Origin of the sequence: Marinobacter sp. CHS3-4 (assembly GCF_030053415.1) — a bacterium.
GTDB lineage: Bacteria > Pseudomonadota > Gammaproteobacteria > Pseudomonadales > Oleiphilaceae > Marinobacter.
The window spans coordinates 607,847-634,136 of the sequence record NZ_JASGBJ010000002.1 but is presented as its reverse complement, the minus strand read 5'-3'; the positions used below and the strand labels follow the sequence as shown (position 1 = coordinate 634,136).

Below are 26,290 nucleotides of genomic sequence, written 5' to 3'. Positions count from 1 at the left end.
GCGAGCTGTGGCTGAACTGTTCCTGATTCATCAAATGCGCCTTCTCTTTCGCCAGACAGCGATTGTTGCGATGGCCTGTGCGATGAGCGCTGCTCAGGCCGACGAGGCAACGCCGCGTGCCAGTGATACCGGCTATGGTATGGCGCTTTACGAGTATCATCAGGGCAACTTTTTTCAGGCACTGACGCGTTTGAATGTGGTCAACCGTGAGGGCGGTATCGCTGGCCATGGCGATCATCCTCTACTCGTTGAGGGCGGCTTGATGCTCGCCTACGGCATGACCCGCGAAGCACAGCGGCAGTTCCAGGCGTTGCTGGATACGTCGGATGTGTCAGACGAGGCCCGTAATCAGGCATGGTTCTACCTCGGTAAGGTATTCTGGCTGGAAAAAGACCGCGATGCGTCCACCGACGCACTGTCCCGGGTAGACGGCGAATTGCTCGAAGAGTCTGACCCCGAGCTATACCACGAGTGGCTATACCTGAAAGGTCAGTGGTTGCTGGGTCAATCGCAGAGCCCTGAATCCCGGCAGCAACTGGATGACTTATTGGACGAGTTACCCGTTTCCAGCCCATGGCGTTTCTATCTGCGATATAACCGATCCGTCCAGAGTCTTACCGCCGGTGACCAACCGGCTGCCATGGATGAACTGGAGGCCCTGATTGCCGACACGTCTCCGGATCAAGATCAGCCCTCAGATGTCCAGGCCGAAATGCTTGCACTGGAGCAACAGGCCCGTTTGTCTCTTGGCCGGTTGCACATGGGGAAAGGGGATTTCGAGCGCGCCATGAGGGTTCTGGACGAGATTCCGCTGGATGGCATGTTGTCTGACCAGGCCCTGTTCAATTATGCCGTCTCCGCGTCCCGACAGGAGCAACATGGCCTTGCCTTGCAGGCTTTGGATGCCTTGCAGAAACGCCCGTTGTTTACACCCTGGCTCCAACAGGTGCCTTATGCACGGGCGTTTACCATCGAACAGATGGGGCGCAACAAACAGGCCCTGGCTGCGTACCGGCGGGCTGCCGAACATTACGTGCAGCTGGATCAAAGACTGACTGAAGAGCAGGCATCGCTGAGCGAGTCGCGATTGATCAATGCTCTGGCGTTTGTCCGGGAAGGGGCGGAAAACACGGCGCCTGATGCAGATCTGAGCGCGACCGGGCCCGCGCTGGGTGAGTCCACCATGCTGACGGACGCCTACGGCAGAGTGAAGGTGCGGCCTGATGACTTCAGCCTGGCGGAGTTGTTAGCGGGTGAGGCTTTCCAGTTGGCTCTGCGAGACATGCATGAACTCTATCGGCTGGATGATTCGCTCGACCAATGGCGACAGCAGCTGGCGTCTTTTGAAGTGATGCTGGACACCCGTCGGACCCGTCGGGAGGCGAGAATTCGTGAAACCCGGGAAGCACTGGCCAGCATGAAGGTGGACGAATGGACGGATCGCCAGGAGGCATTTCGGAAAGACATAGAGCAGGCATCGGCTAACGAGAATGCGGCATTCTTTATGACCGCCGAGCAAAAGGCGCTCAAGAACCAGCTGGATCGTGTTGAAAACACGCTCGCCGGGTTGCCAGTCAACGAGAAAACCCGGCAGCAGCGCCAAACCTATGAACGCATGCGCGCCTACTTTGACTGGTGGGTAGCGGACGAATACGGCGTAAATCGCTGGGCCGCCGTTAAACAACTGCGGGAACTGGACGAGGCGATGGACACCTTTGTCAGCCAGAGAAAGCTGATGGAGGAAGAGATGGCCTCCGACGACCGGCTTGACGAATTTGCCAGTCGAATCGCTCGCAAAAAGGCGGAACTTGACCGGCTGGATCGGCAGCTGGATCTGGCGCTTGAACAAACTCGGCAATCGTTGATGAATCTGGTTCAGTCAGAGCTGGCCCGGCAGCGTCAGCAGGTGACCAGTTACCTCCGGGCTTCGCGACATGCCCAGGCGCGCCTGGCCGACGGTTTGTTCCTGAATGCCCGGGAGGCAGCCGTTCAGCAAAACAGTGGCCGGCCAGATGATGACACGACGGTTAAGGAGGGCTCCGATGACTAGTGGCGGCCCGAATCCTCGACTGCGTTCGCCAGCGACGGGGTTGCTGGTGTTTGTGCTGGCACTGACGGGCTGTCAGGCGACGTCCGGGCTGTTTTCCGGTGGCGGGCCAGACGAGCCCAGGCCCGGCACCCTGGCGGCTCTGAATCCCGCCGAACTACCTGAAGACTCCTCTTTCACTGACGCTTCAGCCGAGGTCAGCCGCGCCGATGTTATGAAGAGCTATCAGGACCTGTTGCCGTTATTGCAGGATCCAGCCAAGCGGGTTGAAGTTCGCCATCGCCTGGCGGACCTGGAGTTCGAACGGGCGGAGAATGAACTGGTGGATAACGCCGTGGATGAGATGGAGGGAGCCATCGAGGCATATCAGGCATTGTTGGCGGAATATCCGAACCGGGAAACCAACGACCGCATTCTTTACCAGCTTGCCAGGGCCTACGGTTTGCGAGGAATGCGCCTTAAGCAGTTGGAGGCGTTGGACCGTCTGGTGGAAGCCTACCCGGACTCGGAGTTCTGGTTGGAATCCCAGTTCCGGCGCGGTGATATTCTTTTCCGCGAAGATCGTTACGCAGAGGCAGAGCAGGCATTTCGGACGGTAATCGATTCCGACCCGTCAGACAGCCGGCGTGAATCCTTCCTGGTGAACGCGCAGTTCATGCAAGGCTGGAGTCAGTTCAAACAGGGGGATTTCCGGGACGCGCTGCAAAGCTATATGAACGTATTGGATCTGGTGATGCCGGGCAAAGTCACCGTGGCAGACGTGGACCAGCAATATCAAACGCTAACGGAAGATCTGTTCAGGGTGTTCGGTTTGTCCCTGTCCTACCTGAATGGCGCCGATACCCTGCAAGCCTTGTTTGAAGAGGCGGGCGAGAAGTCCTACGAGATTCTGGTGTACGATCGATACAGCAAGCTGCTGCTCGAACGGGAGCAGTATTCCGATGCGATCAGCGTCTACGAGCGGTATATCGAGTCGCGGCCGTTCAGTCCCTGGGCGCCCCGGTATCATATTCGCATCATCGACACCCTGCGCACCGCAGGTTTCACTTCCACGATCAACGACAGAAAAGCCGAGTTTGTCAGTGACTATGGCTATTACAGCGCCTACTGGCCACAGGCCGATGAAGAGACGTTGGACTTCATCCAGCAGCAACTCGAAGGCCTGATTCCTGAACTGGCCAACCGTCAGTATGCTCTGGCTACCGACAGTACGGGCGAGAAAGCCCGGGAACACTATCTGGCTGCCGCTGACTATTACGAAGAATTTGCGGATACCTTCCCGACTCACCCGAAAACACCAGAAATGCTGTTCCTGCTGGGCGAATCACGGCTGGCGTTGGAGCAGTGGCCGGAGGCCATCGCGGCGTTTGAACGAGTCGCCTACGACTTCCCATATGAGGGCGACGTCCCAGAGCGGGCAAGGGAAGCAGGCTATGCCTCCGTGCTGGCGTACCGGGAATTCGCCAAAACCTGGCCGAAGGAACCCGAAGAAGACTATCGCAACTACGCCGAATTCCAACAGATGAACCGCTTGCGTTTCGCCAACGCGTTTCCGCTGGACCCACGGGCGGACGACGTGCTGTTCACGGCGGTTCAGTACCGGTTCGAGCAGCAGGGCTACCCGACAGTCGTTGAATTGAGTGAACAATTGATTGCCCGTCAGCCACGCCCGTCTTTGAGCGCCGAAGCCAAACTTCTGAAAGCTCACAGCCTGTTTGAGCTTGGTCGTTATGCCGATGCCGAGCTGGCCTATCAGGAAGCCTTGCTGGACCTTCCTGCGGAGGACGAGCGTCGCGCAGGATTAACCGAAAATCTTGCGGCGTCGGTCTTCCGTCAGGCAGAGGCACTTGCGGACGCAGGCAAGACAGCAGAGGCGGTCAGTGAATTCCTGAGGGTAGGTGTCGTGGCGCCTTCGGCCGCTTTGACAGCCAACGCTCAATACGATGCCGCGACTCTGTTGATGGAGCTCAATCACTGGCAGGATGCAATCGACGTGATGATCGCATTCCGGTCTGATTATCCGAACCACGAGCAGATAGATACTCTGCCCGCCAAGCTTGCATTGGCCTATCGGGAAACGGAGCAGTGGGAGAAAGCGGGGGATGAGCTTAACCAGATGTTTGCCATGGCCACGACGGATACAGAGCGGCGTGAGAATCTGTTAATCGCTGCCGAGCTCTATGAACGTGCCGGGAATCTGTCCAAGGCGATTGATACCTATCGTCGCTACGCCAACACCTACCCACAGCCCAGAGATGTGTTCATGGAGTCTGCCAAGAGCCTGTCGAATCTCTATCGGGAAACGGGAGATGATTCGCGGCGACGGTACTGGTTGCGCGAACAGATGGCCGCCGTCGACCAGGCGCCGGATCAGGCAGACGACCGCATGCGATACCTGGCCGCCGAGGCCGCAGCCACTCTGGCCCGGGAAAAGCTGGAAACCTACAATGCCATCAGCCTGACATTGCCGCTGAGCGAGAGCATGAGGGCGAAAACCAGTGCCCTGGAAGAGGCCGTTGAGGCCTACAAGAAAACCGCGTCCTACGGCGTGTCCTCTTTCTCTACCGAAGCCGGTTACCAGATCGCGCATATATATGGCCGCCTGGGCAAGGACCTGATGGACTCTGAACGCCCCGAGGGATTGTCAGAGCTGGAGATGGCCCAGTACGAATTACTGCTGGAAGAGCAGGCGTTCCCGTTTGAGGACAACGCCATCCGGATTCACGAACAGAACGCCAGTCGCACCCAGAGCGGAATATACGATGAATGGGTCAAGCGCAGCTTCGAAGCGCTCAAACGCTTGCTGCCAGGCAGGTACGATAAACCCGAGTTGCTGACAGGAGTTGTCGATGAGTTGGGTTAAATGTTGGACTCATGCATCCCGTTGGGCTCTGGGAGTGGTTGTCGTTGGCTGGTTGGCAGGGTGCGCTACCACTGCGAAGGATCCGGAAAAAGAAGCTGCGCTGGCGGAAGAGCAGGCTCGCCAGGAAGCGCTGATGAAGTCCTTCAATCAAGCGGTTGATGCCATGCAGGAAGGAGATCAGGATCTGGCACGGCAACAATTCAGATCGTTGAATGAACAGCATCCGGAACGCACTGGCCCGCTGGCCAACCTCGGTATTCTCGCCATGAAAGCCGGTGAGTCGGAAGAGGCAAAGACCCATTTCGAGAAAGTAGTCGCCATTGATGAATCCCATGCCCCGGCGCTGAATCATCTTGGCGTGATCGCTCGGGAAAACGGCGAGTTCGAAAAAGCAGAGACTTACTACCGCGACGCCTTGACGGCAGAGCCCGACTATTTGCCGGCTATGATGAACCTGGCGATTTTGCTGGATATCTATCTCGGCCGGCCGGGAGAAGCGCTGCCGCTTTACGAGAAATATCAGTCGATGGCTGAGGAACCGAATCCCCGACTCAAGGACTGGATTTTTGATGCCAAGAACCGTATCTGAGGAAAGCAAGCCTATGGCTCGAAAACTCGGACCCTGTTTTGCTGCCGGATTGATGGCAATGTTGCCGCTGCTTGCCAGCGCACAGGAAGTCATAACCCTGGAGGGAGCCAGAATTCGCGGTGGCGAGGAAGCGCCACTGGTGCTCTATGTGGTGCCCTGGAAACCGCCTGAAGCCAAATCCCTGGATCAGCCCGATGAGCAGTTGATGCTGGAACAGCCGCCTGAAATGCTCGAGCGGGCCGAATTCCGGCGCCTGATGAGCTATCATCAGCATTTTCAGGCACAGAACGCCTCTGGACCAAAGGCGTCGGAAAACGCTGAAAACACGCAAGAATGAGAGACGTGTCACAGAGCTTGTGTGCATACGAGCATGTGAACACAAACCGCAACAAACCTTTTCGCTAACTTACCCCATTGTCTTTCGTTGCCGAATAGACTCGTAAACATTCATGAATCACGGAGTGCTGGAATAATGATCGAAACTGCCGTTCGCTTCTTTCAGGAAGGAGGCTTCTTTATGTACCCGATCGCCGTTGTACTGGTCATCGGGATCATCGTTGCCGCTGAAAGATACATCTATCTGTCTGCTCAGAAGATGACCAACCGTCGGGACTTCAACCGTCTTCACCACATGATCTCCAAGAAAGATCTGAAAGGTGCCTTGAACTACGCCAACGAGGCGGGCAGTGCCATGGCGTCCATGCTCGGATTCGGTCTGCAGCGTCTGGCCCGCCGCCAGTCGCGCGAGGAAATCGAGTACGCGATGGAAGAGGGGTTGCTGGAAGTCATGCCGCGCCTGGAAAAACGCACCCAGTATCTGTCCACCCTGGCCAACATTTCGACTCTGTTGGGCCTGTTGGGCACCATCATCGGTTTGATCGCTGCCTTCACTGCTGTGGCGTCGGCTGATCCTTCCCAGAAGGCCAGTTTGCTGTCCCAGAGCATTTCCGTGGCGATGAATACCACGGCCTTCGGTTTGATGGCGGCCATCCCTCTGCTTCTGATTCATTCCGTATTGCAGACCAAAACCAATGAAATCATCGACAGCTTCGAGATGGCCGGCATCAAGGTGCTGAACCTGATCAACGATGGCACCAGCGGCAGGGCGGCCAATGCTCCCAGACCCCCTCAGGGCGAGCAGCCAGCCAACCCCGCCGGATCCATGGCCTAACGTTCAAATCAGGGAGCTCAGCCCATGAGGCGTAAGCATCGTCGGCTTCGTAGCGAAGCGGACCTGGACATCACACCGTTCATGAACCTGATGATTGTTCTGGTGCCGGTTCTTCTGCTGAACATGGTGTTTGCACACACCACCGTGCTGGAACTGAACTTTCCAAATTCGGAGGGGAGTTCTTCCCAGGAGCAGAAGGAACTCCAGCTTCAGGTGATGATTTTCGATGATCAGCTGGTGGTATCGGACAACCAGGGTGGCGTGATCAAAACCATCGAACCTAAAGAAGACAACCATGACTACCAGTTGCTTGGGCAGGTCATGCAGGAGTTAAAGAAACGTCTGCCGGAGAAACGCAATATCACCATCATGCCGTCCAGTGATACCCCCTATCAGACACTGGTTTCGGTGATGGACTCGGTCAGGTCCTACGAGGCCGTGGTCGCCGGTGATGTGGTGAACGCAGAACTGTTTCCTGAAATCTCTTTGGGCGATGCCCCCGAACGGGTCGATAGTGAAACGGACAACAAGGCGGAGAACTCATGAAGGAATCTGCCCGCGCAAAACGACTTAAGCGCCATTACGGCCGGGGTAAACAGCAGAGCAAGCTGAACCTGGTGTCATTGATGGATATCTTTACCATTCTGGTTTTCTTCCTGATGGTGAATTCGTCATCCGACGTTCAGGTATTAAATCAGGACAACGCAATCAAGTTGCCGGAATCCACGGCGGAAAGACCTCCGGGAGATGTCCTCGCGTTGACGGTGACAGCCAACGACATTCTGGTGAATGGCCGTGTTGTGACCCAACTGTCGGAATTCCAGGCATTTGATGGCGAGGTGGAGCCAACGCTCAAGGAAGAACTGGATTACCAGGCTGGCCGGGCAAGCAAGCCCGCCCCAGAAGTAGGCCGTCCCATTACCATCCTGGCGGATCGGGAACTGCCCTACGATCTTCTCAAGAAGATTATGTCGACCTGTGTAGACGCCGGTTATGCCGCTATATCTCTGGCGGTTAACCAGAAAGCAGAGCAGGGGGCCTGACCGTGAATCAGTATCGTCAGGGGCTGCCTTGGAATCAGGAGAAAGGAGAACGCCGCCGGCTGATCGCCATTTCGCTGTTGCTGGTGCCGCTGTTCGTTCTCACGGCTGGCTACATCAGCTGGGTTGAATTGCCAGAAGTGGAGCGTGAAGAACGCGAAGCCCTGCCACCCCAGCTTGCCCGTCTGGTGGTCGAAGAAGAGCCGCCGCCCCCGGAATTGAAAGAGCCTGAGCCTGAACCTGAACCGGAAGAGCCTGAGGAGCCCGAGCCTCAGATAGCGGAGCCTGAGCCGGTTCCGGAACCCGAGCCAGGGCCCGAACCAGAACCGGAGCCCGAACCCGAGGTTGCAGAGCAACAGCCGGAGCCAACAGAACAGGATGTCCAGAAAGCACGTGAAAAAGCGAAAAATACGGGCATTTTGGCCATGGGAGATGAGCTTTCCAAGCTTGCTACCCTGGGCGACTCCGTAGAGCTTGACGCGCCGTCCACCGTAACCGCTGAACCCATTGCCAAGAAAACCGGCGATGCGTTGGCACAACGCGCGGAAACCGGGCGCAGTTCCGGGGTTGATGAATCGCAATTGACCCAAGAGACCAAACAGATCGCTCTTGCTGAGAGGCAGCAGGCAGAGGTAGAAGAGGCCGAAGAAATCGTCGCAGAAGCAAAGCAGGCGGAACGCGAGCAGGAAGTCGCGAAGCAACAGCGGACACGCGAATCTGTGCGCCGCACCATGGACAGGAACAAATCCGCGATCGATTCCATCTACCGTCGAGAGCTACGTCGCCAGCCGTCTTTGCAGGGAACCGTGACCCCTGAGCTGGTCATTGATGAAAGTGGTACGGTCTCCAGCTGTAATGTGGTTGCTTCAACGGTTGACGAGCCCAGACTGGAGCAAAAAATCTGCAACCGCTTGAGGCTGGTTAACTTCGGCGAGCGTCCTGGTGTGGAACCCATGACGATCCGCTATCCGATCGAACTGCTGCCCGGTTAAGAACAGGGCAGCATTCATTCTGATTTATGCCTTGCTGGTGAGTTTGGCAATCAGGACGCTGACTATAGCGGATGACAGCAGGGCTCCGACGAACGGCCAGAGAGTAGGGATAGCGCCGGGAAAGCTGGCGGCTTCCAGGCCGGCCAGCAGACTGCCGCCACTGATCCAACCGGGCGCGACGGCGCCCAGCAAGCCAGCAATCCCGCCCAAAACCGCTGCCTGAGTGGTCATTTTCTGCCACAGACCCATCAACACTGGTACGACCGCCGTTGCGCACAGAAGGTCGGCAATCAGAAACAGCCTGAGAACTGACATTCCCTCCAGCGCCACGAGAACCACCGGGACCATGAGTGCCACCGTTAGCCAGCGAGCCGCTGGCAGAGACAGGTCTTTCTTTTCAGTGACGGCCAGAGATGCAAAGGCGTTCTGGAGCGTATCGACCGATGAGGCTACCAGAGTGATTGCCAGTATCAGAGCGGGTAAGGCCAGCCACTGAGGTGCGCCGGACAGCAGTGCAAAAAACGGAATGGGAGGTGAACCGATATCGGTTCCACTCATGACGGCAATGATGCCGAGACTACCAACCACCGCCACCACAACAACCGTTGTGAGGCCACCAAGCAGCGCGCCGCGACGCAGGGTCGCTTTATCTCTGGCGGACCACAACCGTTGCCAATAGCCCTGATGGAACAGGTTGGCGGCGGTGACGGCAATGACCAAGGTAAGAGCGACGCTTAGCGCACTCCCGACAGGGGCACTCGGTGCGTTCGAGAACTCCAGTTCAGGCAATTGCCCGGCAACAGCAAACCCCACAATGCACAGAAGCGCTATCAGTAGCCCGGCCTGCCACTGATCGGTTACGATGCTTGCCCGCAGGCCTCCCCAGGCGGTGTAAATCAGAGTGGCTACGGCCACACCCAAAACAGCAACGTTGCCGTTCACATTGGATAGCAGTGAAGTGATAGCACCGATGGCGGTCAGCTCTGCGGTGAGGAAGCAGAGCATGTAGAGCACGGAGATCAGCGCAACGTAGCGGCGCACACCGTTACCGTAACGGGCTTCTGCGAATTCGCCAATACTGCGGCCTTGTGGCAGAAACCGGCGAATAGCGGGGCCGCAGAGACCGAACACCAGGAAGGGAAGTGCGGCCCCAATGGCATATCCGGCAAGCGCGACAGGGCCTACCAGGGCGCCAATTTCAGGCGGCGCGAACAGAATCCAGCCGCCCATGCCCGAGGCCAGAAATGACAGGCCAAGCGCTCTCGAACCCTGGGAGTTTCTGGCGGTGACAAAATCATCGAGGCTGCCATCGGCGAGCCGGGCCCTCAGCCCAAGCCAGGTAAAAAGAATCAGAGAGGCAGCGAGGGCTGCAATCGTGGCGTAAAGCATTCGGGTTCTCCGTGGGGGTTGCGTGAAGGGCTTGAACCAGTTCTCAAAACGTAGAGGCACAGCCTCTTTTGCACCGACAGATTTGAGGCACAGTTATCTTTAACAGAGTAACGATTTCGGTATCTTACCGTAACAAGATGTAACTCGGAAAACGTCGTGTCTAATAATAACAGGGACTTCCATTAACCATGATTTTGGTACTCACCGGTTCGCTGCTCTCGGTTGCAATGACACAGGAAGCTGTCGTTGTTGAGCCCTATGAGAAAGGCACTATCGTCATCGAGCAGGACATCGATGAAAGCCCGATAGAGCTGAGGACCAATACCAGAGTAGAGCCCCTGGTTGAACAGAAATACCGGAACATCGTCCGCCAGGCCTACGATTACAGTTGTGGGAGTGCCGCACTGACCACCGTCCTGAATTTTTATCTGGGGCGGAACCTGGGAGAGCGGCAGGTCATGGAAGGGCTGCTTCATTACGGAGAAAGTGAAAGGATCGTCGAGCGTCGCGCCTTTTCCATGCTCGACATGAAACGGCTGGTGACAGCGTTGGGATATCCTGCTGGTGGGTTCAGAGCCACCATTGATGATCTGATCGACCTGGACCACCCCGCCATCGTTCCTATTAATCACGCTGGCTTCAAGCACTTTGTTGTTATCCGGACGATCCGCGAGGGACGCGTTTTCATTGCCGATCCTTCGGTGGGCAACATCTCGTTCACCCTGGCGCAATTCAAGGAAAAATGGGACGACAACGTTCTGTTTATTGTATTCCCAGGCGGTGACAAGCCTCTCGACTATCTGGAGCTGAAAGAAGAAGACCTTCGATACGTCGATGATCAGACATTGAAACTGATGGCACTGCAACGGATTCCGGAATTTCATGAGGCCACCGAACGGCGGATTCGGAACCTGCTTGAACGTCAGAAGAACAATCCGGATGGCAGTGTTGAAAATACCCGTAAAGAACTGTTTTACCGCCGGAACTAACATGCGCGGATAATCCGCGAGACTGGAACTAATAATAGTAAGCATAAGGGAGTCAGGATGAATCGTTGGGTTGTGCGAGGTTTTATCCTTTTTTCCGTGACTGGCCTTTATTCCACCATGGCGCTGTCGCAGGAAGGAAACGTGGACGACGCGAGGGAAGCGCTTGCCCGCCAGGAAGGGGACGAGGATTCCTCCAAGCAGCTTGAGGAAGTATTCCAGGCGGCAGAGACAAGCTATTCGCTTCAGAAAGAGGGAAGTCACTCCCTCAACTACTCGTTTGATTACTCATATACGGGTGATCAGCGGCTGGATGCGCAGATCCGGGATGGCAACATCCGGCAGCTGGATATTATCCCCAGCGCCACTCATAGCTTTACCAACTCGTTCTCCTACGATTACGGTTTGATGGATAACCTGACCATCGGGGCCCGTTTCCCGCTGGTGGTTAAGTACGACACTCAGGACGAGCTGTCCACTCAGGACGTCGGCGATGTGTCTGCGACAGCTCGCTGGCAGCCTTTCCCTTATGTTCCAGGCAAGATGTCCACCACTGTATTCGGTTCTTTTACAACCAAAACAGGCGTCAGCCCCTACGAAATCGACATCAACGAGCAGCTGTCTACCGGCAGTGGTTACTACTCGGTATCCGGTGGTCTGAGTTTTTCAAAGGTTCTGGATCCGGTCGTCGTATTCGGCTCTACCAGTCTTAGCTACAACCTGACGGCTACGGATCTGGACCAGGTTCGTGGCGCGCGCCGTCTGGTGGAGGTTTCTCCCGGGTTTGGGCTTTCAGGTTCTGCCGGTTTTGCCTATTCACTGTCCTATGACCTTTCCCTGAGCATCTCCACGCAGCTCAGCTATTCCGATGAAACCACGCTCCAGTTTGCTGATGGTTCAGAAGCGGTGGCTCAGGATCAGATGACCGGTTTCCTGAATATGTCGCTCGGTACCCGTGTCAGTGACACCACCATCGTCAACACCAGTCTTGGTATTGGTTTGACCGAAGATGCCCCCGATTTTTCCGTTGGCGTGTCCATGCCGATTCAGTTCTCTGGACTTAAAGAGTGAGCACAGGCACTGACGCATTACGGGAAAGGAAGATTTCATGGTAAACACCAGCCACAAAAAACGGATGCTTGGTGCCCTGTTTGCGGCAGCTTTGTGCGGCAGTGCGCAGGCGCAACTCACACAGAACCTGACCCTGCATCCGAAAGCACTGGCGTTGGGTAACGCAGTCACAGCCGATCCCCCGGGGATTATGGCTATTCACTACAACCCTGCAGGGCTTACCAAACTGGACGGGCGTCAGCTTGAAATAAACCTGATGAACGTCTATCTCGATATTGATGCCGAGTTTTATGCGCCCGATGGCTATGAAATTTTCAATATCGATGGCCTTGAAACGGATCCCATGACGGGAAGTCAGCGGGATCCAGTCGCGAATTCCAGCAGTCACACCAACAACGTTGCGCTCTATCTGCCAGGCTACGGAATCTTGCGGGCGCCACCGGGGCCGGCTGTGGCGCCATCCGCCGGTATCAGCATCAAGCCACCCGGGTCCAAGCTGACGTTTGGTAATATGTTCTATCTTCCGCAAGCCGCTGGTTTTTATCGTAAAGAAAGCGATCCGGGCCGTTATTTACCGCAGGCACAAGCCATTCAACGCACAACTTATCTGTCACCAACCGTCGGCTATGAAATCAACGATGAATGGTCGGTAGGGGCTGGCATTCACATTTCCCATCAGGGCATAGCTGTTGACCAGTACATGCGCGCACCCAACATGCTATTGGGTGTCGGCGAAGTTTTGCAGGATGCGTTCAACTGTGAGAGTGGCGATGAGCCGCTTCAGCCCTGGATTGCCTTGTGTGGTGGTAACATCGGCCCGTGGGACGACATTGGCACTCTGAGCCTTAACGTCCAGGAAACGGTGTCTCCGACCTACGCATTGGGCGTGCTGTGGGAGCCCTACGATTGGTTTACCTGGGGGGCCAGTTATACCTCCGAAGCCCGCATGAACATGAAGGGCACCTTCGAAATCAACTACACCGAAGACTGGTCCGGTTTCTGGCAGCGTCTGAACAATTCGGTACTGGGTGCGATTTCGTCTGCCATCCTCAGCTTGCCTTCGGGAGCGCCACGGGAAGCCGGTAACGTCTCGCTTGACCTTACCTATCCGCAGCATTTTCAGACGGGTGTGAGCGTCGATGTGCATCCCATGCTCACGCTGAACGCGGACGTCGGCTGGACGGACTACGCTCAGTGGGATGCGTTCAACCTGCAGTTTGACAGAAACCTGGAATTTCTGGGCGCTGCCCGCATTCTGTCGACGAACGCAACCCAGAACACTCTGAGCCTGCCGGTCGGTATGACGGATCAGTGGAACTGGGCGTTTGGCATGGAGTTTCATGCGTCGAATCGTCTGGATCTGAGGGCAGGTGTGGAGATCCGTGATTCCGTTATTCCGGATGATCAGCGCCAGACTCTCGGCCCGTTTGGTGACGCCCACCTGTATAGCGTTGGCATGGGCTATCGCTGGGATCGGGATACAGAAATTGACCTGAATCTGAGCTACCTCCAATCCATCGAAAATATTCCGGCCAATGGTAGTTGTAACCTTAACTGCGATAACATCACGAATATTATCTATAACCCGTATGCAGGGCTGGATGTGCGAACATCGCTGCGCGCTGTTCTGGCGGGGCTTAGCTTCCGAACCAAATTCTGACCCTGCAACATAATGCAGGTAGTGGGTCTGAATGAATCGCCAATCCCGGATTGAAGGTTTTATGCTGGCCGTCTCCCTGACGGCTTTGCTCTCGGGCTGCCAGTTAATGAATTCCGAACCATCTGGCGCCAAAGACGGGTATTTTACCTGGGTGGATGAGCAGGGACAGGTTCGCCAGACGCGAATTCCGGATACCTCCGAACCCATCGAATCTGTAGTTGCCAAGGGTAGCGAGCCCAGAGCGACTGGCAGCGATACTTCCGAACCTCCGCACGAAGAATACAACCTCGAGAACTATCCAGACGGGAACGAACTGGCCGAAAGAGGTTTTCTGAGGGAGGGCGATCCTGAGCCTTATTTCACCTGGCGGGATGCTCAGGGCAATGTCAGGGTCAGTTATTACAGACCAGACACCCGCACCGCCGTTGAGAAGGGCGAAATTGAGCCTCCTCTGCAGCTGACTCGCGCGAGCATTTATGAAGCCGGTTCCGAATCGGTTGATGGGGACTTACCAGAAGGGGCGGATCCTCTCGCGTCAGCGGTTCTGGGGTTGGACGGAGGTGTGGCTCCGTTTTTCGAGCGTTGGAGTCGTAACTGTTGCGAATCGCTGAACCGGTCCGATTACGTCCAGTGGGACATGGGGCGGGAATTCGGCGTTGATGTCACAGAGGTGTCCCCAAGGCATGAATTTCTCGATGGCCCAAGCCATTACCGTCTGGTGAGTCTGCCTCTGTCACTCGCCGATCAGAAAGAGGCCGAGAAGCTTGAGCGGCCCGTTGCCCGAGATTTTATTCTCAGGCTACGGTCGTTCGACCAGAAAGGGCTGTTTGTGCCATCCGTGGCGTTTCTCGACCGTGATTTCAAACCTGTCCGTCTGGTGACAGATCTTGCGGCAGAGTATGTTCCAGAATCATGGGCCAGGCATGGGCATCTCCGATCTTACATTCCGGTCTTCCCGACCCGAGGAGAGCGGTGGATGCTGATTTATACAACCGGTCAGGACCTTGCCGAGCAAACCGTCATCGAGACCCGCTTTGGCCCACGGGCGATCCAGCACCAGCCAACCGGGCAGCTGGGGTTGATGAGGGTCGAGCAGTAGCCTTCTCCCCGTACCCCCCTATCAGTCATTCAGCAGGCCAGATCAATCCTCAGGTTGGCTCGGGTTCAGGTATTGATGGGACAGCCAGTAGAAAATCCCTTTTCCGGCCGGGTAGGTGCAGTTGTATCGGAATCGGCGGCTATCGAAGGCTGACGGTGACTGGACTGAAACCCTGCCGTCACTGGCTGCGTCGACCTCAATTTTCCCCTGGCCGGAGGCAAAGCAGGTCAGGCGTCCTGCATCCATGTCTTTTGGCAACTGGAAACTCAGAGTCGGCGGATTCTCATCCATCACCGGATCTCCCAGCTGCCCGGCATCCACTGGCAAGGCCTTGCTGGTGAGTTTGGTTTTCAGATTGCCCAATTGGCCGTAAGAAGTGGCCATGGGAAATCTGGGCAGTCGGGTATTGAGAGAGTGGCTGCCAATGGCTCCGGATTGCTGGCCGTACCCCAGCCACCCTCGGTCGCTGAGCATCGCTTCCAGAGGCTCGCTGGATTCCCCATAGGGATAGGCAAACAGAGGTGGAGCCACGCCCAATCGGTTTTCAAGTGCGTCCTGTGCGTCATCCAGGCTGATTTCGATTCTGTTTCGCCAGGCCCGCTCGGATTCTTCGGGGCGCTGCACCAGATGATCGTGGTCTTTGCTGTGATTGGCAATGGTCACACCTTCATCATCCCTTATGTCTTCAAGCTCTTCCCAGGTCATATAACCGTTACCACCAACCGCATCGGTATTCACAAATACCGTGTAGGGATAGCCTTTTTCTTCAAGCAAGGGCTTTGCGGTTTCGTAGACCGAGTCGTAGGCGTCATCGAATGTGATCGCAATCTGTTGCAAATCGTCGGATCGGCCTTCGAGCGCCTGTCGCGTGCCGGATTCCAGGGCGACCACTTCCAGCCCAAGTTCATCGATCATGTCCAGCTGGCCCTGGAATAAATCCACCTCGGTACTGGTTGATGCCGGCGTGGAATCGCTGACGTGATGATATTGGAGCACCACAAGGTCGGCTTTTACCGGCGTTATGCCTGCGATTAAAAGACCTGCCATTATGGTAGAAAAACGGTTGGTGGCGATCATAGAGACTCCCTGAAACGGAAATGAGCTTTGAGGGTACTAAAGGCGTTGTTGAGGTCCTGTATCGCTTCGGTTTCCCCGCCGCGATCCGGATGAGCCTGCATGACGGCTTTCCGGAAGCGTTTTTTGACTTCGTCAAAGGACGAAGGCACACAATCGAAGCCCAGGGTATCTGCGGCGGCTTCGACGTGGTTGCCGGCAGGCTCCTGACCTGATCGACCAGACCAGAAGTCGTCCATCATCTGATGAATGGCGTCTTCCGGCATCTGGTATTTTGAGAGATCCAGATAAAATGCCCGGAGCTGATCCACGTTGCCGACCGTCCCGGTTCCGCCGACAACGTCTTGCTGTGTCAGGCGAATCAGCAGTGGCGATATGCTCAGACATTCTCCTGCAGCGGCGACCTGGTCTCGCAGCCGGTAAAGCACGTGAAAGATCAGAAAATGGATCGGGTATAGCTTTCCCGGATCGGAATAATCGACATCGCCAATCATCTCCCAGGGTGGTTTTTGCAGAGCCTTGATCAGTCCAAGCTCGTTGATGCCAAGAGGATGCTCGCGAAGAATGCGCTCAATGGCCACTGACAGGTGTTGAACCTGAAAGGCGAGCCGTTCATCTTCGATGTTCGGGACCTGGGGTGAGTTCATAATGCCATCCTATGCCAGAGGCCTCGTTCAGAAAAGGGACGGTGACTTGGAAAATGCGATGACTCGGGTTTGTTACTGACAGAGGCGCGCGTATAATTGCGCGCTTATTGACCGGATGAAGTAAGTATCTTTATGTCTGTAGCCCAAGTTGCCAAACCTGACACCACGGCTTATTCCGAGGCGGAACGTAAGCAAAAGCGTGAATTCAACAAGCTGCAAAAACGTCTGCGGCGTGAAACCGGGCAGGCCATTGCGGATTTCTCGATGATTGAAGCAGGCGACAAGGTGATGTGCTGCCTTAGTGGGGGCAAAGACTCCTACGCCATGCTGGATATTCTGATGAGCCTCCAGAAAAGCGCGCCAGTGGACTTTGAGCTGATTGCAGTCAATCTTGATCAGAAACAGCCGGGTTTTCCCGAAGAAGTTCTTCCGGATTATCTGTCGGCACTGGGCATCGAATACCACATCATCGAAAAAGACACTTACAGCATCGTCAAAGACAAGGTGCCAGAGGGAAAAACTACCTGCGGGCTGTGTTCAAGGCTTCGCAGAGGGATTCTGTATAACTTTGCGGAAGAGCATGGCGTCACCAAGATTGCGCTGGGGCACCACCGTGATGATCTTCTCGAGACTCTGTTCCTGAATATGTTTTACGGGGGCAAGCTCAAATCAATGCCGCCGGTTCTTCACAGTGACGACGGACGCAACACGGTGATTCGACCGCTAGCCTATTGTCGGGAGAAAGACATTGAGCGCTATGCGGGCATGCGCGAGTTTCCGATTATTCCCTGCAACCTGTGCGGCTCACAGGAGAATCTTCAACGACAGGTCATCAAGGACATGTTTCAGACCTGGGACAAGCAACACCCGGGGCGTCTGGAAACCATGTTCAGAGCCATGTGCAACGTTGAGCCTTCCCATCTTGCCGACAACACGCTCTATGATTTCCGTCATGGCCAGCGGTTAACCGGTAAGTCGGACACTTCCGTGCAACAGCCGCAGGAAGAAACGGCCGAATACGGTCGGCTTAATGTGCTGAATGTATAAACGGCAGAGTCCAGATTCCAAAGCCGATCAATAACAAGGCGGCAAGCCTTCGAAAATAGGGTTGTCGCTTCAGTTTGTTAATCCAGCCAGCCGCGTAGCCTGTGGCCAACATCGATGGCAGGGTGCCAAGACCAAAGAACAACATGGTTCCGGCGGCGCTTGCGACCGTTGGCTGCAAAGCCGCCCAGCCCAGCGTGCTGTAGACCAGGCCGCAGGGAAGCCATCCCCAAAGGCCGCCGAGAATCAACGCTTTCCAGGTGCGGTCGACGGGCATCACGCGCTGGGTTAGCGGTGAGACCCGTCGCCAGACGGGCGCGCCCACTCTTTCTATGTACCGTATACCCTGCCACCAGTGGCCCATGGACAGCCCCATCAGGATCAGCAACGCTCCGGCAATGGAGCGCAGAATCGGGCCAACACTCGCATACTGGTCCGCAGCGCGGGTGCTCAGCAGTGCGACCAGCGTCGCAATGGCCACATAGCTGGCGATGCGCCCCCCGTTGAAGGCAAGAAGCATCAGGGTTTGCCGACGGCGATAGCCAGCGCCGACAGGCAGTGACATGGACAGTGAGGCACTGATACCGCCACACATGCCAAGACAGTGCGTGCTGCCCATGAGACCGATCAGGTAGGCACTGGAATAGCTGAGTACGAGTTCACTTTCCATCAGGAGGGGGGACGATCCTTATCGGAACGGTGTGACGAATCGTTTTCCATGGAGGCGGTTTTCTGTTCGTGTTGTTTGGCCTCCTCCGGAATTCTGTCCTCATCGTCGTCGTAGAGAATCCGGTGTGCCGGGCCTTCCAGGTCATCGTATTGGCCATTCCTGACCGCCCATGAGAACAGCACGATGCCCAGAGCAACCAGAATCAGCATGATCGGAACCAGTATCATTACAATTTTCATGGAGGGTCCTTTCAGGTTGCTGGAGAGTAGATGGCTGAATCGGGTTCCCGGCGCTGGCGGCTCAGCCGGAGCGCGTTGAGAACGACGACGAGCGAACTGACTGACATGCCAATGGCGGCCAGCCAGGGAGGTACGAACCCTGCTGCCGCGAGAGGCAGCGCCAGAAGATTATACCCCAGCGCCCAAATCATATTCTGGCGAATGATTCGCCGCATTGAGCGGCTGATACGCAGCGCCTTCGGTATCTCTGTCAGCTGTCCATTCAGCAAAACGGCGTCTGCGTTCAATTGAGTCAGATCTGCGGCTTCTCCCATTGCCACAGACATACTGGCGCCAGCCATGGATGGCAGATCATTCAGCCCGTCGCCCACCATCATGACACGGTGTCCCTCATCGGTTAAACGCTTCAGTACCGACAGTTTTTGCTCGGGCGATGCTTCGCCGATGGCCTCATCCATGCCCAGAAACTCTGCGATTCTGTGCACATGATTTGACCGATCTCCGCTGAGAAGTATGGTTTTCACGCCATTGCTCTGAAGCGTTTGTATCGCTGCACGTGCATCGGGGCGAGGCTGGTCATCCAGCGAGAACCGGGCAAGCCATTGCCGATCACTTACCAGCCAGATATCGATGCCTTGAGACGGCGGTAACGAGGGGCAGGGTTGCTTTGTATAATCCTGAACAAAGTCCCGATGGCCGATTGCCAGCGACAGGCCATCGCGTTCACCGGTCAGGCCGCCGCCAAGGTGATTGGTGACATTCGCCGCTTTAGCACTTGAGCCATGATGAAAAGCCCGGGCGATGGGATGTTCCGAAACCCGCTCCAGGCTGCAGGCCAGTGCAAGGCATTGCTCTTCAGACAGGTCGGCAAGGCTGACTGTGTCAGTGATCTGCAGTTTTCCCCGGGTGAGGGTGCCGGTTTTATCGAAGACGACGGTATCGATGTCCCGCATGGATTCGAGAGAATGCCCGCGAGTCGGGAGGAATCCGTGTTTCCGAAGCCGAATTGTCGCCGATGTGATGGCAGTAGGTGTGGCCAGCGATAGCGCGCAAGGGCAGGTGACCACCAGCACAGACAGCATGATATCAAAGGCATTGCTGGCACCTGCCAACCACCAGCCCAGGCCAATAAGCGGCGTGACAAGAAGCACCTGGCCGACGAATCGGCCGGCGATCCGATCCGCAAGCTTGGCAACGGGAGGTTTTTCAGCCTGAACCCGATCCAGAATCCTGAGGATGCCAGACAGCCTGGTTTGGGCGCCGGCACGGGTCACTTTCATTTCGAAGGGGTGCTCTCCGTTGACGCTCCCGCTGTGTACCTGGTCACCGGGATTGCGCGTTTCCGGCAGATACTCACCGGTCAACGCCGCTTCATCCAGGGTCGTCCGGCCTCTGACAATCACGCCGTCAGCTGGAAGGGTTTCGCCGGGACGAACAGAAATGATGTCTCCGGCCCGCAAGTTGTGGGCGGGCACAAGCTCGGTTTCGTCGCCTTGAATTCTGCTGGCAACTGAGGGCTGGAAGCCAGCCAGGCTGCGGCCAGTCAGCCCGGCCCGATATCGCGCCTGACTTTCGATATATCGGCCCAGCAGCAGGAAGAACGTGAACATGCAGACTGACTCGAAATAGACTTCTTCGCCACCGGTCAGGGTGACCCAGGCGCTGGCGGCATAGGCCAGCCCGATAGCGGTGGCGACCGGTACGTCCATGCTTAGCTGCTTGCTGCGGACATCCCGCATCGCATTGGAGAAGAAAGGACGGGCGCTGTAGAACACCACTGGCGTTGCAACCAACAGACTGAACCAGCGGAAAAATTCGATAAACGTCGGGGAAAGATCGCTGACCAGTTCAAAATACAATGGGAAAGCCAGCATCATGCTCTGGAAAGAGCCGATACCGGCAACGGCGAGTCTGATCAGGGCGGAGCGGTTTTCGCGCTTGAGGGCCTGCTCTGCTTCATCCGCCTGATAGGGTTTCGCTGTGTACCCCAATTGGTGGATGGCAATCAGCAAATCACTCAGGGCCGTCTGGCTGGTATCCCAGACCAGTCTTGCCCGCTGGGTCGTATGGTTGACGGAGAAGGACAGAACGCCGGCCTGCTTGGCCATGTGATGTTCCAGGAGCCAGATGCACGCAGAGCAGGTGAGCCCCCCGATCAGCAGCGTTGCCTCCTGGCCACCTTTGACGGGCACCACGAAGGAATCCTGAACCAGGGGATGATCCAGCTCTCGAATTCGATTGATTTCAGTGTCAGTCAGGGTCCTGGGCGTAACCGCAAGCTCAGTGCGGAACTGATAGAAACGGTCGAGACCTTCCGAGCGAATGGTCTGGCAAACCGCCTTGCATCCCTCGCAACAGAAATGCCGCTGTTCACCATCCAGCTCCAGAGTGATCGGCGGGCTGCCTTCTGCGGGCGCTCCGCAGTGGAAGCACGGCAAGTTACTCACCCCTGATCATCGTTCCTGGTATCAAGTGTGAGTGGTCTGGATAGCGGAAGCGTCGCTTCGCCTTTCAGTCGCCAATTGTTATTGGGTCCGCGAAGATCCAGGTACCAGCGGCCATCTATTGGCTGATTGAGCGTTGCGGTATATTGTCCCTCGCCAGTGGGGCGGAACTGTATTGTCTGGTCGTACTCCGTCAGCGTGGGGTGGAACAGATTCAGAATCAGATAGGGCGCTTCGAGACCACTCTGATTGGTTTCCATGGACAGGCTTGCAGAGCGTTCCTGAAAGCTGAGGCTGGCTTGAAGCCCCATTTCGCGAGCCGTCTGATCCCTGGCAACGTTCATCGCGATGCCACGACCTTCCTTGGCGTAGTCGTCCGTTACCATGGAGCTGTCGATATTCAGGGATACGGTGATCATTGTGATGCACCAGATAATCGCGGCTCCCGGGAATATCAACAGGAACCACAGCCACGGCTGCTTGTACCAGGGATCGACTGCGTTTTCTTGATTCATAAAGGTTCTCTAGGATTCGTTCCGATTACCGGTTTGGACCAACAAACCGGCTTTCAGTTTCTACAGACAGCGACGGATCGGTCTCTGAAGTCATTGTGAACACGATGCTGTTACTTGCGCTGGAGATGACCTTCGGATCAACGTCAACCACCGTGGGCAGCGTACGGTGATCACTGCTATCAACGGTTATGGTTTTGTCGGTAAGGATCTGGATCGTTTCCAGGCCCGAAACGGACAGGTTGAAGGTCTGCGGTACTTCCGTCATGTTCCCGATTCGAAGCGTGTAGGTGTTCTCTACCCGGCCCTGGCCATTGAACTTGAACAGGGCGCCGCGGTCTCGCTCTGCATCCAGCGTTGCCGGTACTCGGGTTGCAATGGTGTAGCCGATCGCGAAAATCATCAGTAACAAGGCCACGCCGTAACCCACCGTTCTTGGGCGGACCAGTTTGGAGGGCTTGCCTTCCAGTTCATTTTCCGTGGTGTAGCGAATCAGCCCTCTGGGGTAGTTCATTTTGTCCATGACTTCATCGCAGGCATCGATGCACAAAGCGCACCCGATGCACTCGTATTGAAGGCCATCCCTGATGTCGATTCCGGTAGGGCAAACCTGAACGCATTGTCCACAATCAATGCAGTCCCCAAGACCGAGTTCTTTGGGATCCGCACTCTTTTTGCGGCTTCCTCTGGGCTCGCCACGATTCGGATCGTATGAGACAACCCGGGTATTCGGATCGAACATCACGGACTGAAATCGCGCGTAGGGACACATGTAAAGACATACCTGTTCGCGCATCCATCCTGCGTTCAGGTAGGTGGCTACCGTGAAAAACGAAACCCAGAAGTAGGCCCAGCCGTTCGCCTGAAAAGTAAACAGATCGGCAATCAGTTCACGAATCGGATAGAAGTATCCAACGAACGTCAGCCCCGTGGCGAAGGCGATCAGGAGCCAAGCGGCGTGTTTGGCCGATTTCTTGGCGAGTTTGCTTCCTGAGCTCGGCGCCTTGTCCAGCTTCATGCGCTGGTTCCGGCTGCCCTCGATGCGTTCTTCGACCCACATGAAAATGAAGGTCCAGACCGTTTGGGGGCAGGTGTAGCCGCACCATACGCGACCAAAAAGCGTCGTGATAAAGAACAGGCCGAACGCGCAGATGATCAGTGAACCAGAGAGCAGGATCAGGTCCTGTGGGAAGAACGTAATTCCGTAGAGGTGGAACTCGCGGGCAGGCAAATCAAAATAGATCATCGGCTGGCCGTCGAAGGAAATCCAGACAAACAGGAAATACATTCCCATCAGCGCTGTCAGGCTGATGTTACGAATTCTTTGAAAGAAGCCTTTGACTTCTTTTACGTAGATTTTCTTGCGACTGGCGTATAGATCTACGGTTCCGCTGTTGTTTTTGTTATCGGAGGCGCCAGAGGATGGGTCAATCTGTTTGACCGGAATCTCACTGCTCATCGTTACCTCCCGATGATGACCGCTGCCCTGCAAGGACAGCGGTTATTGTCTGGCTATTTCACCGTGACAGGCTGTACACGTAGGCGGCCAGAATCTGGATCTGGTCTTCAGACAGGCGATCGCTTTGGGCGGGCATCATGTTTTGACGACCGTTCACCACGGTCTCTTTGATCCACTCATAGGTGGAACCGTAGAGCCAGGCGTCATCGGTCAGGTTGGGCGCACCGATGCCCTGGTTGCCTTTGCCATCCTGCCCATGGCAGGCAGCACACGCCTGCATGTACACCTGCTCACCTGCCTTGGCGGCTTCCGGATCTTCCGCGCGGCCGCTGTAGGCCAGTACGTAGTTCACCACCTCATCCACCTGATCGGGGGTCATGTTCGGCATGGTGCCCATGGCTGGCATAGCGCCCGCACGGCCGTTGTGCAATGTGGAAAGAATCGAATCCGGATCGCCGCCATACAGCCAGGCATCGTCGGTCAGATTGGGGAAACCAATGTTGCCACGACCGGCGGAGCCGTGACAGACCGAACAGTTGTTGGCGAACAGTCGCTGACCGATCTGCATGGCTTCTCGGTTGGTGTAAAGTTCTTCAACTGACGTGTCGCCATAGCGGGCGTAGATTTCGCCGTAACGGGCTTCCGCCAGTTGCTGTTCGGTTTGCCACTGACTTTCCTGTGACCAGTCGAGAAGCCCCTTGTAGTTACCCAGACCTGGGTAAAGCGCCAGATAACCGAGCGCAAATACACAGGACGCAACAAACAGGTAGAACCACCACTTGGGCAGTGGATTATCCAGTTCTTCAATGCCATCGAACGAATGGCCCGTTGTGCGGTCTGTTTCGGTGTCGGTTGTCTGTCCTTTGCGGGTTGCATAAAGCAACCACCAGCAGCCAAACACGGTACCCAGCACGATCACACTGATCCAGATGCTCCAAAAGGTACTCATCGCTTATTCTCCGTCTTTTCCTGTTCAAGAGTACGCTTTTCCACCTCTTCATCATCGAAGGGAAGGTGGGCTGCTTCTTCATTGGCTCTTTTACGGCGAGAGCTGTAGGCCCACCAGATAATGCCAAAGAACATGGCCATGATGACCAGTGTGTGTACGCCGCGTAACTCGTTAATATCCATAGGGATCACCGCTTCTCTGAAATCACGGTACCAAGCTGCTGCAGGTACGCGACCAGCGCTTCAATTTCGAACTTACCCTCAACCTTTTCTGCTGCTCCGGCGATCTGCTCGTCGGTATAGGGTACGCCCAGCGTCTGCAGTGTTCTCAGCTTGTTTTCCGTCTTGGTGTGATCAACTTTGTTTTCGAACAACCATGGAAAAGCCGGCATGTTGGATTCGGGCACCAGGCTTCTTGGATCGTACAGGTGCTGGCGTTGCCAGGCATCTGAGTAACGACCACCAACTCGGGCCAGGTCCGGGCCGGTGCGCTTGGAACCCCAGAGGAACGGACGATCGTAGACGAATTCGCCGGCAACGGAGTAATGGCCATACCGCTCTGTCTCCGATCGGAAAGGACGAATCTGCTGGGTATGGCACACGTGGCAGCCCTCGCGGATATAGATGTCGCGCCCTTCCAGCTCCACTGCAGACAGTGGCTCCAGTCCTTCAACAGGCTCGTTAACCTCTTTGCTGAAGAATAGGGGAACAACTTCCGCAAGAAAACCGCCACTGATTGTCAGGATGATCAGAACGATCATCAAGCCAATATTCTTTTCAATAATGTCGTGCTTCATCAGTGTGGCCTCCCTTTACGCCGTCTGAGCTGCTGCAGTTGTGCTTGGTGCAGCTTCTTTCTGGCGTATGGTCATGTAGACGTTATAGGCCATGATCAGCATGCCGGTGAGGAAAACAGCACCGCCAATGAAACGCACCAGATAACCGCCATAGGAGGCCTCAAGCGATTCCACGAAGCTATAAGTGAGTGTGCCGTCCTCGTTAACCGCACGCCACATCAGACCCTGAGTAATGCCGTTTACCCACATGGCGACGATGTAAAGCACTGTACCCACGGTGGCCAGCCAGAAGTGCAAGTTGATCAAGGGCGTGCTGTACATGTCCCTGACGCCCCAGAGCTTTGGTACCAGGTGGTAGATGGCGCCAATGCTGATCATGGCAACCCAGCCCAGTGCGCCAGAGTGAACGTGGCCGATGGTCCAGTCGGTATTGTGGGACAGCGCGTTTACGGTCTTGATCGACATCATCGGGCCTTCGAACGTCGACATGCCGTAGAAAGACAGGGAGACCACAAGGAAGCGCAGGATCGGATCAGTGCGCAGTTTGTGCCATGCTCCGGACAGCGTCATCATGCCGTTGATCATGCCACCCCAGGAAGGAGCCAAAAGAATCAGAGACATGACCATGCCCGCTGTCTGTGCCCAGTCGGGCAGTGCAGAGTAATGCAGGTGGTGACCACCGGCCCAGACATAGGTCGCTATCAGTGCCCAGAAGTGAACGATCGACAGCCGGTAAGAGTACACCGGGCGATCTGCCTGCTTAGGCACGAAGTAATACATCATGCCCAGGAAGCCCGCCGTCAGGAAGAAGCCAACGGCGTTGTGTCCATACCACCACTGCATCATCGCGTCAGTGACGCCAGCGTAGGCCGAGTAGGATTTAAAGGCACTGGCTGGGAGCGCGAGGTTGTTACCAATGTGAAGAACCGCAACGGTTACGATGAACGCACCGTAGAACCAGTTGGCCACATAAATGTGGGGGGTGCTTCTTTTCATGATGGTTCCGAAGAACACCAGGGCATAGGCGACCCAGACGATTGCGATAGCAATATCGATTGGCCATTCCAGCTCTGCATACTCTTTGGAAGTGGTAAGGCCGAGGGGGAGTGTGATCGCCGCCGAGACGATGATGGCTTGCCAGCCCCAGAAGGTGAAAGCCGCCAGACCGTCAGAAATCAGGCGCGCCTGACAGGTACGCTGAACCACGTAGTACGCGGTTGCAAAGAGGGCACTACCACCGAAACCGAAGATGACAGCGTTAGTGTGGAGAGGACGCAGGCGACCGAAATGAGTCCATGGCAGGTCAAGGTTGAGAGCGGGCCAGTAAAGCTGCGCTGCGATTAGCACGCCAAGTCCCATTCCCACGATGCCCCATACCACGGTCATGATGGCGAACTGCCTCACAACCTTGTAGTTGTATGTCAGGTTTGCATTTACTGTGCTCATAGCCTTACCAGTGGGTTCAGAGAGAGGAAATCTGCGGGCGCAAGTATGGACAAACGCACCGGTGTTTGCAACGGGAGTAGTCCATCAAATCTACTCTGTCAAT

Annotated in this window: 25 protein-coding genes; 13 read left to right on the top strand and 12 right to left on the bottom strand. The window is 55.9% G+C overall.

The window, feature by feature from the left end:
* Positions 1-7: 7 nt before the first annotated feature.
* The 8 genes from QLQ17_RS10880 to QLQ17_RS10845 all read left to right on the top strand — a co-directional run bounded on the left by QLQ17_RS10880 (position 8) and on the right by QLQ17_RS10845 (position 8,702).
* Positions 8-2,050: a tetratricopeptide repeat protein gene (locus QLQ17_RS10880; protein ID WP_283209603.1), complete on the top strand. Its 2,043-nt coding sequence runs from the start codon at positions 8-10 to the stop codon at positions 2,048-2,050.
* Positions 2,043-4,910 carry a tetratricopeptide repeat protein gene (locus QLQ17_RS10875; protein WP_283209602.1) on the top strand — a complete coding sequence of 956 codons (2,868 nt, stop codon included), beginning with the start codon at positions 2,043-2,045 and terminating at the stop codon, positions 4,908-4,910. The genes QLQ17_RS10880 and QLQ17_RS10875 overlap by 8 nt, the downstream gene beginning before the upstream one ends.
* Complete coding sequence (locus QLQ17_RS10870; protein WP_283209601.1) at positions 4,897-5,499, top strand: tetratricopeptide repeat protein; 603 nt, start codon at positions 4,897-4,899, stop codon at positions 5,497-5,499. The genes QLQ17_RS10875 and QLQ17_RS10870 overlap by 14 nt, the downstream gene beginning before the upstream one ends.
* A 13-nt stretch (positions 5,500-5,512) precedes the next feature.
* A complete protein-coding gene (locus QLQ17_RS10865) occupies positions 5,513-5,836 on the top strand; it encodes a hypothetical protein (RefSeq protein WP_283209600.1) in 324 nt (107 codons plus the stop codon).
* A 135-nt stretch (positions 5,837-5,971) separates the two neighbouring features.
* Positions 5,972-6,670: a MotA/TolQ/ExbB proton channel family protein gene (locus QLQ17_RS10860; RefSeq protein WP_283209599.1), complete on the top strand. Its 699-nt coding sequence runs from the start codon at positions 5,972-5,974 to the stop codon at positions 6,668-6,670.
* Positions 6,671-6,694: 24 nt separating this feature from the next.
* The gene (locus QLQ17_RS10855) at positions 6,695-7,216 is read left to right on the top strand and encodes an ExbD/TolR family protein (protein WP_283209598.1); all 522 of its coding nucleotides are present in this window, start codon (positions 6,695-6,697) and stop codon (positions 7,214-7,216) included.
* Positions 7,213-7,713 (top strand): ExbD/TolR family protein, encoded by a 501-nt coding sequence (locus tag QLQ17_RS10850; RefSeq protein WP_283209597.1) that lies wholly within the window; start codon positions 7,213-7,215, stop codon positions 7,711-7,713. The genes QLQ17_RS10855 and QLQ17_RS10850 overlap by 4 nt, the downstream gene beginning before the upstream one ends.
* A 2-nt stretch (positions 7,714-7,715) precedes the next feature.
* A complete protein-coding gene (locus tag QLQ17_RS10845) occupies positions 7,716-8,702 on the top strand; it encodes an AgmX/PglI C-terminal domain-containing protein (RefSeq protein ID WP_283209596.1) in 987 nt (328 codons plus the stop codon).
* A 24-nt stretch (positions 8,703-8,726) separates the two neighbouring features.
* Here the strand turns inward: QLQ17_RS10845 and QLQ17_RS10840 are convergent, their stop codons facing one another.
* Entirely contained in the window at positions 8,727-10,091 is a 1,365-nt protein-coding gene (locus QLQ17_RS10840; protein ID WP_283209595.1) for a sodium:solute symporter family transporter, read from the bottom strand.
* A gap of 188 nt (positions 10,092-10,279) precedes the next feature.
* Here QLQ17_RS10840 and QLQ17_RS10835 point away from each other — a divergent pair, with 188 nt between their 5' ends.
* The 4 genes from QLQ17_RS10835 to QLQ17_RS10820 are packed head-to-tail and all read left to right on the top strand — an operon-like array spanning position 10,280 to position 14,907.
* Positions 10,280-11,080 carry a C39 family peptidase gene (locus tag QLQ17_RS10835; protein WP_283209594.1) on the top strand — a complete coding sequence of 267 codons (801 nt, stop codon included), beginning with the start codon at positions 10,280-10,282 and terminating at the stop codon, positions 11,078-11,080.
* A gap of 57 nt (positions 11,081-11,137) precedes the next feature.
* The gene (locus tag QLQ17_RS10830; protein WP_283209593.1) at positions 11,138-12,148 is read left to right on the top strand and encodes a transporter; all 1,011 of its coding nucleotides are present in this window, start codon (positions 11,138-11,140) and stop codon (positions 12,146-12,148) included.
* Positions 12,149-12,185: 37 nt separating this feature from the next.
* Positions 12,186-13,808 (top strand): OmpP1/FadL family transporter, encoded by a 1,623-nt coding sequence (locus tag QLQ17_RS10825; RefSeq protein ID WP_283209592.1) that lies wholly within the window; start codon positions 12,186-12,188, stop codon positions 13,806-13,808.
* Positions 13,809-13,839: 31 nt separating this feature from the next.
* Complete coding sequence (locus tag QLQ17_RS10820) at positions 13,840-14,907, top strand: MalM family protein (protein ID WP_283209591.1); 1,068 nt, start codon at positions 13,840-13,842, stop codon at positions 14,905-14,907.
* Positions 14,908-14,949: 42 nt separating this feature from the next.
* Here QLQ17_RS10820 and QLQ17_RS10815 read toward each other — a convergent pair whose 3' ends face one another.
* Complete coding sequence (locus tag QLQ17_RS10815; protein ID WP_283209590.1) at positions 14,950-15,984, bottom strand: polysaccharide deacetylase family protein; 1,035 nt, start codon at positions 15,982-15,984, stop codon at positions 14,950-14,952.
* Positions 15,981-16,628 carry a DNA-J related domain-containing protein gene (locus QLQ17_RS10810; protein ID WP_283209589.1) on the bottom strand — a complete coding sequence of 216 codons (648 nt, stop codon included), beginning with the start codon at positions 16,626-16,628 and terminating at the stop codon, positions 15,981-15,983. The genes QLQ17_RS10815 and QLQ17_RS10810 overlap by 4 nt, the downstream gene beginning before the upstream one ends.
* A gap of 132 nt (positions 16,629-16,760) precedes the next feature.
* Here QLQ17_RS10810 and ttcA point away from each other — a divergent pair, with 132 nt between their 5' ends.
* On the top strand, positions 16,761-17,675 hold the full coding sequence (gene ttcA, locus QLQ17_RS10805) for a tRNA 2-thiocytidine(32) synthetase TtcA (RefSeq protein WP_283209588.1): 915 nt from the start codon (positions 16,761-16,763) through the stop codon (positions 17,673-17,675).
* Here the strand turns inward: ttcA and QLQ17_RS10800 are convergent.
* Genes QLQ17_RS10800 through ccoN form a run of 9 tightly spaced genes read right to left on the bottom strand, consistent with a single transcriptional unit; the run spans position 17,656 to position 26,187 of the window.
* The gene (locus QLQ17_RS10800; protein ID WP_283209587.1) at positions 17,656-18,342 is read right to left on the bottom strand and encodes a sulfite exporter TauE/SafE family protein; all 687 of its coding nucleotides are present in this window, start codon (positions 18,340-18,342) and stop codon (positions 17,656-17,658) included. The genes ttcA and QLQ17_RS10800 overlap by 20 nt on opposite strands.
* The gene (gene ccoS / locus QLQ17_RS10795; protein ID WP_283209586.1) at positions 18,342-18,581 is read right to left on the bottom strand and encodes a cbb3-type cytochrome oxidase assembly protein CcoS; all 240 of its coding nucleotides are present in this window, start codon (positions 18,579-18,581) and stop codon (positions 18,342-18,344) included. The genes QLQ17_RS10800 and ccoS overlap by 1 nt, the downstream gene beginning before the upstream one ends.
* A gap of 11 nt (positions 18,582-18,592) precedes the next feature.
* Positions 18,593-21,028, bottom strand: a complete 2,436-nt coding sequence (locus QLQ17_RS10790; protein WP_283209585.1) for a heavy metal translocating P-type ATPase — start codon at positions 21,026-21,028, stop codon at positions 18,593-18,595.
* On the bottom strand, positions 21,025-21,540 hold the full coding sequence (locus QLQ17_RS10785; RefSeq protein ID WP_283209584.1) for a FixH family protein: 516 nt from the start codon (positions 21,538-21,540) through the stop codon (positions 21,025-21,027). The genes QLQ17_RS10790 and QLQ17_RS10785 overlap by 4 nt, the downstream gene beginning before the upstream one ends.
* A 25-nt stretch (positions 21,541-21,565) precedes the next feature.
* The gene (ccoG, locus tag QLQ17_RS10780) at positions 21,566-22,996 is read right to left on the bottom strand and encodes a cytochrome c oxidase accessory protein CcoG (protein ID WP_283209583.1); all 1,431 of its coding nucleotides are present in this window, start codon (positions 22,994-22,996) and stop codon (positions 21,566-21,568) included.
* Positions 22,997-23,054: 58 nt separating this feature from the next.
* Positions 23,055-23,945 carry a cytochrome-c oxidase, cbb3-type subunit III gene (ccoP, locus tag QLQ17_RS10775; RefSeq protein WP_283209582.1) on the bottom strand — a complete coding sequence of 297 codons (891 nt, stop codon included), beginning with the start codon at positions 23,943-23,945 and terminating at the stop codon, positions 23,055-23,057.
* Positions 23,942-24,127: a cbb3-type cytochrome oxidase subunit 3 gene (locus tag QLQ17_RS10770; RefSeq protein ID WP_283209581.1), complete on the bottom strand. Its 186-nt coding sequence runs from the start codon at positions 24,125-24,127 to the stop codon at positions 23,942-23,944. Before QLQ17_RS10770 ends, ccoP begins: the two co-directional genes overlap by 4 nt.
* Positions 24,128-24,132: 5 nt before the next feature.
* The gene (gene ccoO / locus QLQ17_RS10765; protein ID WP_283209580.1) at positions 24,133-24,741 is read right to left on the bottom strand and encodes a cytochrome-c oxidase, cbb3-type subunit II; all 609 of its coding nucleotides are present in this window, start codon (positions 24,739-24,741) and stop codon (positions 24,133-24,135) included.
* A 15-nt stretch (positions 24,742-24,756) separates the two neighbouring features.
* Positions 24,757-26,187: a cytochrome-c oxidase, cbb3-type subunit I gene (gene ccoN, locus QLQ17_RS10760; RefSeq protein WP_283209579.1), complete on the bottom strand. Its 1,431-nt coding sequence runs from the start codon at positions 26,185-26,187 to the stop codon at positions 24,757-24,759.
* Positions 26,188-26,290: the final 103 nt, after the last annotated feature.